The organism is Aquimonas sp. (assembly GCF_044377145.1).
Taxonomy (GTDB): Bacteria; Pseudomonadota; Gammaproteobacteria; order Xanthomonadales; family Xanthomonadaceae; genus Aquimonas.
Genome location: NZ_JBILJQ010000129.1, coordinates 1 through 7,052, shown reverse-complemented (window position 1 = coordinate 7,052; position 7,052 = coordinate 1). Strand labels below are relative to the sequence as shown.

Sequence of the window (7,052 nt, the reverse complement as noted above, 5' to 3'; positions counted from 1 at the left end):
TGGCCTGTCGAAAACCTCGCCGGCATCCCTGCCGGCGACCCTTCGGGCGGATCGACCGCCTCCCGCCGCTCCCCAGGGGCCCCGGGTAGAGCGCGGGCGTCGTGCCCGCAGAAGCTGGAGCGAAGCCACAGCCACAGCCACAGCCACAGCCACAGCCACAGCCACAGCCACAGCCACAGCCACAGCCGAAGCTGGAGCTGGAGCTGGAGCCGAAGCTGGAGCGCTCATAGGGTGGGTCTCGACCCACCGGAGCGACATGCCGGCCCGGTGTCGGCGTCGATGTCTCCTGTCCTCGATCGATTCCGCGAGGACGGTGTCGCCCTCTACCGCCCCGGCTGCGGTGCGCGCGCCGCGGCGAGTACGCGTAGTTCGATCGCACCGGCGCGTTTGCAGGCGCGGCAGGCTTCCAGCATTGAGCTGCCGGTGGTGATGACGTCGTCGATCAGCAGAACGCGCAGACCGCGCATATCGGGGTGGGCGGTGAATGCGCCGCGAAGGTTGCGGCGGCGGGCGATGGCGTCGAGGCCGGTTTGTGGCGCAGTGTCGCGGGTGCGCTGCAGCAGCTCGGGGCGCAGCGGCAGCTGCAGCGCCTTCGTCAGCGGGCGCGCCAGTTCCAGCGCCTGGTTGTAGCCGCGGCTGCCCAAGCGGCGGCGATGCAGGGGCAGCGGCACCAGCACGTCGATCCCGGCGGCGAGCGTGTGCAGCCGCGGGTCTTGCAGCATCAGGCTCGCCAACAATTGGCCGCAGGCGAGGCTGCGGTTGAACTTGAAGCGCGGCAGCCAGCGGTCGATCGGGTCGGTGTAGACGAAGCTCGCCAGCGCTGCTGCCGACGCCGGCGGGCGGCGCTTCAGGCAACGGCCGCAGGCCGCTGCGGGCTGCGGCAGCGGCAGGGCGCACAGCGGACAGGCGCAGCTGTTGTGCGGCAGGCTGGCGCGGCAATCGGCGCAGAGATCCTCGCCGGCGGCGCCCGGCGCGCCGCAGTGCAGGCAGCGTGGCGGCAGCAGCAGGTGGCTGAGCGCTTGCGTGGCGGTGGCCCACCAGGGTCGTGCTGAGTTCAAGTTGACAGTACTCTCAGGGGTTTCCAGACTTCCGCCTCTTTGTCCGCGCCCGCGCGGGGAGTTTCAAGCATGTCGTTCGACCTCCGCCACGACTGGACCCGCGAGCAAGTGCTCGCTCTGTTCAACCTGCCCTTCAACGAACTGCTGTATCAGGCCGCCAGTGCGCACCGTCGGCATTTCAACCCGAATGAGGTGCAGATCTCCACCCTGTTGAGCGTCAAGACCGGCGGCTGCCCGGAGGACTGCAGCTACTGCCCGCAGGCCGCCCGCTACGCGACCGGCCTGAACGCGCACAAGCTGATGGACCTCGATGCCGTGCTGGAGAAGGCCAAGGCCGCCAAGGCCGCCGGCGCGACGCGTTTCTGCATGGGGGCTGCCTGGCGCGCGCCGAAGGACCGCGACGTCGAGAAAGTCGCGGCGATGATCGAAGGCGTCAACGCGCTGGGCCTGGAAACCTGCGCCACGCTCGGCATGCTCACGCCCGACCAGGCCCAGCGCCTGAAGAATTCCGGCCTCGCCTACTACAACCACAACCTCGACACCGCGCCCGAGTTCTACGACAGCGTGATCAGCACGCGCGAGTACGACGATCGATTGAACACGCTGGAGCAGGTGCGCAGGGTCGGCATGAAGACCTGCTGCGGCGGCATCGTCGGCATGGGCGAAACCCGTGAGCACCGCGCCGGCCTGCTGCAGACCCTGGCGACCCTGCCGACCCATCCGGAGTCGGTGCCGATCAATCGTCTGGTGCAGGTGCCGGGGACGCCCCTGCACGGCACCGAGGCGATCGATCCGCTGGAGTTCGTGCGCACCATTGCTGTGGCGCGGATCGTGATGCCGGCCTCGATGGTGCGGCTGTCGGCCGGCCGCGAGGAGATGTCGGACGAGCTGCAGGCGCTGTGCTTCCAGGCCGGCGCCAACTCGATCTTCTACGGCGAGAAGCTGCTGACCACGGGCAACCCGGACACCGCCAAGGACCAGGCGCTGTTCGCGCGCCTGGGCTTGGTTCCGATGCCGGCGCCCGAGCGTGGCGAGCACGTGCACCTTGATCTGAACGCGGTCGAGTCCGCGGCCTGAGCCGCAGCCATGACCCGACCCTCACTGCTGCACACTCTCGCCACTGCGCGCGCCGAGCGCGCCGCCGATGGCCGTACGCGCGCGCGTCGAACGGTGCAGCAGGCGGAGGGCGTGCGAGTGAGGATCGACGGCCGCGAGCTGCTGAACTTCTGCAGCAATGACTACCTTGGCCTGGCGCAGCATCTGGCAGTGATCAGCCGGCTGCAGGAGGCTGCCGCTTGGCACGGTGTGGGCGCAACAGCCTCGCACTTGGTCTGCGGCCACCACCTTGAGCACGCGGCGCTGGAACAGGAGCTGGCCGCGTTTCTCGGCTACCCGAAGGCGCTGCTGTTCGGCTCCGGCTACCTGGCCAACCTGGCCGTGCTGCAAACCCTGCTGAGCAGCGACGATCTGTGCGTGCAGGACCGCTTGAACCATGCCTGCCTGATCGACGGTGCGCGCCTCGCCGGCTGCGCGTTGAAGCGCTATCCGCACGGCGATGCCGAGGCCGCGCTGCGGCAGCTGCGCACGCGTCCCGAGGCAGCCGCCCTGCTCGCCACCGACGGCGTGTTCAGCATGGACGGCGACATCGCGCCGCTGCAGCAGCTGGCCCTGGTGGCGCGTTCGGAGAACGCCCTGCTCTACGTCGACGATGCCCATGGTTTCGGCGTGATCGGCCCAGGCGGGCGCGGCAGTGTGGCGGCGGCGGGATTGAATGTGCGCCAGGTGCCGCTGCTGATGGTGACTCTGGGCAAGGCGCTTGGCGGCTATGGTGCGGCGGTCTGCGGCGCGCCGGAAGTCATCGATGCGATCGCCGAAAGCGCGCGGCCCTATATCTACACCACTGCCTTGCCGCCCGCGCTGGCGGCGGCCAATCGGGCGGCGCTGAAGGCGGTGCAGGACGAGCCGTGGCGGCGCTACCACTTGGCCGGCTTGATCGCGCGCTTCAGCCGCGGTGCGCGGCGGCTGCGGCTGCCGGTGGTGGAATCCTCGACCGCGATCCAGCCGCTGCTGGTCGGCGACAACGCGGCTGCGCTGGCGGCCTCGAAGACGCTCGAAGCGCGCGGGCTGCTGGTCGCCGCGATCCGCCCGCCGACCGTGCCCGAGGGCAGTGCGCGCCTGCGCATCACCCTGTCGGCGGCGCACAGCGACAACGATATCGATCGCCTGCTTGAAGCCTTGGCGAGCCTGGGGTTGGGCAATCGGGATTCGGGATTGAACGCGCCGACACACGGCGAGAGTTCAGTACGCGCCGAAACCAAAGCCCAGCCCTGATCCCGCCTCGACAGCGGCTACTCATTCAAGACTCCCGCGCTCCCACTCGTGCACATCCAAATCCTGGGCCACGGTGCCCCGCTCGTCCTGATTCACGGCTGGGCCATGCACAGCGGCGTGTTCGCGCCCTTGATCGAACGCCTGGCCGAGCACCACGAACTGCATCTGGTCGATCTGCCCGGGCACGGCCACAGCGATGAGCGAGGTGCCGCGGTGGATCTGTCGAATGCCGCCGCGCGCATCGCCCAGGCCACCCCGCCGGCGCCGTGGCTGGGCTGGTCGCTGGGCGGCCTGATCGCGCTGCAGGCTGCCGCGGAACAGCCCGGGCGCGTGCAGGGCCTGATCGCGATCGCCAGCTCGCCGCGCTTCGTGCGCGGTGCGGACTGGCTGCAGGCGGTATCTGCGGAAATCTTCGAGCAGTTCGCCGACGAACTCGGCCGCGACTACCGGCGCACCCTGGAGCGTTTCCTGACCCTGGAGACCGTCGGCAGCGAGCACAGCCGCGAGGCGCTGAAGGCACTGCGCGACTGCATGTTCGTGCGTGGCGAGCCGGCGCAGGAGGCACTGCTGCAGGGCCTGGCCATGCTCGGTCATCTCGACCTGCGCAATGAACTCGCCGTGCTCGACCTGCCCAGCCTGTGGATCGCTGGCCGCCGCGACCGCCTGGTGCCGCCTGCGGCGATGCGCGCGGCGGCCGAGTTGGCGCGGCACGGTCAGTACCTGTGCATCGAAGGCGCCGGCCACGCGCCCTTCATCAGCCATGTCGATGCCGTGGTTGCCGCGGTGCTGGACTTCGTGGGCGGGTTGGACTGAGGTCTACGCGCGAGCGCTGGCGGCCGATGACGAAGATCGAATCGTTCACGCGCTTTCGAATCCCGAATTCCGGCCCTCTGCTACAGCGCCCGCCAGGCCGCCACCAGTTCCCGCGTATGCGCATGCTCCGGGTGCTCCAGCAGCTGCGCGGTCGGGCCGATCTCGACCATGTGGCCTTCGAACATCACCGCAGTACGCTGCGCCAGTTCGGCAGCCACGCCGGGGTCGTGGGTGATGAACAGCAAGCTGAGTTCGCGCTCGGCCTGCAGGTGCAGCAGCAGCTGAAGGATCTGGCGCCGGCTGATGCTGTCGAGCGCGCTGACCGCCTCGTCGCAGATCAGCAGGCTGGGCTTGAGGATCAGCGCGCGCGCGATCGCGATGCGCTGGCGCTGGCCGCCGGAGAACGCATGTGGATAGCGTGACAGCGCATCGGGCTGAATGCCGACTTCGTTCAACGCCTGCACAAGCTCCGCGTACACAACCGGCCGGCCATGCAGGCGCAGCGGTTCGGCCAGTACCTCGGCGATGCGCTGACGCGGGTCGAGCGAGCTGTACGGGTCCTGGAACACCATCTGCGCCTGTGGACGCTGCGCCCGCAGCGCCGCCGATGACAAGCCGCGCAGCTCGATGCCAGCCAGCTGCACGGCGCCCTGCTGCTGCGCCTCGCTGAGCTGCAGCAGGCCGCGCGCCAATGAGCTTTTACCGCTGCCCGAGGCACCCAGCAGGGCCAGCGACTCGCCGCGCCGCAGGCTCAAATCGAGCGGCTGCACGGCCGGCTGCGGGCTGCCGCGGTAGCGCAGGCTGAACTCGTTCAGCTGCAGCACGACGGGTGCATCCGTCGCCGCAGTGGACGGCATCGGCAGCGCGACGCGTGCCGCCAGCAGGGCGCGGGTGTAAGCCGACTGCGGCGCCGCCAGTACCGTCGCAGTCGGCCCGGCATCCACCACGCGGCCGTTCTGCAGCACGATCAGTTGATCAGCCAGCCGCGCCGCCACAGCGAGGTCATGGCCGATAAAGATCAGCGCCAGACCGCGCTCGCGACGCAGCCGCTGCAGCAGTTCAAGAATGTCGTGCTGGCTGAGCAGGTCGAGCGCGCTGGTGGCCTCATCGGCGATGAACAGTTCGGGGTTGCCGGCCAGGGCCAGCGCCAGCATCACCCGCTGTCGCTGGCCGCCCGACAGCTGATGCGGATAGGCGCGCAGGAAGCGCATGCAGGTTTGTTCGCTGCCCTCGACCAGCCCCACTTCGCGCAGCGCATGCTCAGCCGCCTGATCGAGCGCGTCACCGCCCAGGCCGCGCAGCGCGCGCAGGGTTTCGCGCAGCTGGGCGCCGATGCGCCGCAATGGATGCAGGCTGGCCAGCGGATCCTGGAACACCAGGCCGATGCGCCGGCCGCGCACGCCCTCGGGCAGCGGTGTACCGAGATCAATGCGCTGCTCGCCGAGCACCAGTTCACCCCGTGCACTCAGGCCCGGGGACAGCAGACCGCTGAGTGCGAGCGCGCTGAGGCTTTTACCCGAGCCGGAGCCGCCGATCAGGCCCAGGCACTCGCCCGGTGCCAGCGCGAAGTCGAGCGGGCCGATCCTGGCGCCGGTGGGCAACTGGATGCACAGGCCGCGCACCACCAGCGCATCGGCGGGCTGCGGCGCGCGGCTGCGGGTGGCCGGCGCAGAAGTTGTTGCTGTGTCGAACGAAGGCTCGTGCGTCGCAGCCGGCTCTGCAGCGGCCGCCGACGCTGCAGTCAAACGCGGATCCAGCGCATCGCGCAGCGCCTCGCCCAGGCGCTGGAAGCTGAGCAGCAGCACGCACAGCAGGGCGGCCGGAAACAGCAGGGTCCAGGGCGCGGTGTCGAGCTCCTGCGCGCCCTCGCCGAGCAATGCGCCGAGCCCGGCATAGGGTTCTTCCAGGCCCAGGCCAAGGAAGCCGAGAAAGCTCTCGATCAGCACCACATTCGCAGCGATCAGGCCGGCATAGACCAGAGCCAGGCCGAGCAGATTCGGAATCACGTGATGGCGCAGCAGATCGAAGCTGCCGGCGCCGGCCGCACGCGCGGCCAGCACGAAGGGCGCCTCACGCAGGCGCGCGGCCTCGGCGCGCATCAACCGTGCGAGATCGATCCAGGCCTGGCCGGCGATCGCCGCCAGCAGCAGGCCGAGCGAGCGCTCGAACAGCGCCAGCAGCAGGATCACGATCAGCAGAAAGGGCAGGGCGGACAGCACGTCCAGCGCGCGCATCAGCACGCGCTCAATGCGGCCGCCGCGCAGCCCCGCGTAAGCGCCATACAGCACACCGATGATCAGCGCCGCGGCGGTGGCGAGCACGCCGATCAGCAGGGACATGCGCAGACCCAGCAGACTGCGCGCCAGCACATCGCGGCCGATCGCATCGGTGCCGAACCAGTGCCGCCACGACGGCGGTTCGGACAGCGCGTTCCAGTCGGGCTTCCAGCCGGCATCGGTGCCGAGCAGCAGTGGGCCGAGCACCGACACCACGGCCAGCGCGCCGAGCAGCCACAGCAGTCGGCGCACCGGCGCAAGCCAGGGCAGCGAGTGGCAAGGGGTCAGGGGCAGGATAGAAGCGACCATCGCCGCGCAGGATACGTGGGCCCGATCCGCTTCAACCAGACAAGTGCGTTCGCAAGCTCTCCGCTGCTCAAGGAGCCCGCGCGATAGCGGTGAAGTGTCGTCGACGGCTTGGTCTTGCAGCCCGGCACAGGCAGAGGACGCAGCGGAACGCGTCAACCCCTTTGAGACAGCCTGTTCACCAGATAGCTGTCATTCGTTCTCCTGAGTGGCGGATTCGCTCATGCTTGCGATCTCGTTGCTTCCGAGTTCACTGGGCAGGGTCACG

5 protein-coding genes are annotated in these 7,052 nt (G+C 69.5%); 3 read left to right on the top strand and 2 right to left on the bottom strand.

All coding sequences use genetic code 11. The annotated features are described in order from the left end of the window. Positions 1-323: 323 nt before the first annotated feature. Positions 324-1,058 carry a ComF family protein gene (locus ACIQ7H_RS21310; RefSeq protein ID WP_395795351.1) on the bottom strand — a complete coding sequence of 245 codons (735 nt, stop codon included), beginning with the start codon at positions 1,056-1,058 and terminating at the stop codon, positions 324-326. 69 nt (positions 1,059-1,127) lie between these two features. On the opposite strand from ACIQ7H_RS21310, the gene bioB reads away from it, so the two are divergent. From bioB to bioH, 3 genes are read left to right on the top strand one after another with little or no spacing between them, the layout of a single operon-like run. Then, on the top strand, positions 1,128-2,135 hold the full coding sequence (gene bioB / locus ACIQ7H_RS21305) for a biotin synthase BioB (RefSeq protein ID WP_395795349.1): 1,008 nt from the start codon (positions 1,128-1,130) through the stop codon (positions 2,133-2,135). Between the two features lie 9 nt (positions 2,136-2,144). Beyond that, positions 2,145-3,389: an 8-amino-7-oxononanoate synthase gene (gene bioF, locus ACIQ7H_RS21300; protein WP_395795347.1), complete on the top strand. Its 1,245-nt coding sequence runs from the start codon at positions 2,145-2,147 to the stop codon at positions 3,387-3,389. A gap of 48 nt (positions 3,390-3,437) precedes the next feature. Beyond that, positions 3,438-4,202 carry a pimeloyl-ACP methyl ester esterase BioH gene (gene bioH, locus ACIQ7H_RS21295; RefSeq protein ID WP_395795345.1) on the top strand — a complete coding sequence of 255 codons (765 nt, stop codon included), beginning with the start codon at positions 3,438-3,440 and terminating at the stop codon, positions 4,200-4,202. A gap of 80 nt (positions 4,203-4,282) precedes the next feature. On the opposite strand, the gene ACIQ7H_RS21290 is transcribed toward bioH, so the two are convergent. Then, positions 4,283-6,787, bottom strand: coding sequence for an ATP-binding cassette domain-containing protein (locus ACIQ7H_RS21290; RefSeq protein WP_395795343.1), 2,505 nt, complete (start codon positions 6,785-6,787; stop codon positions 4,283-4,285). Between the last annotated feature and the right edge of the window lie 265 nt (positions 6,788-7,052).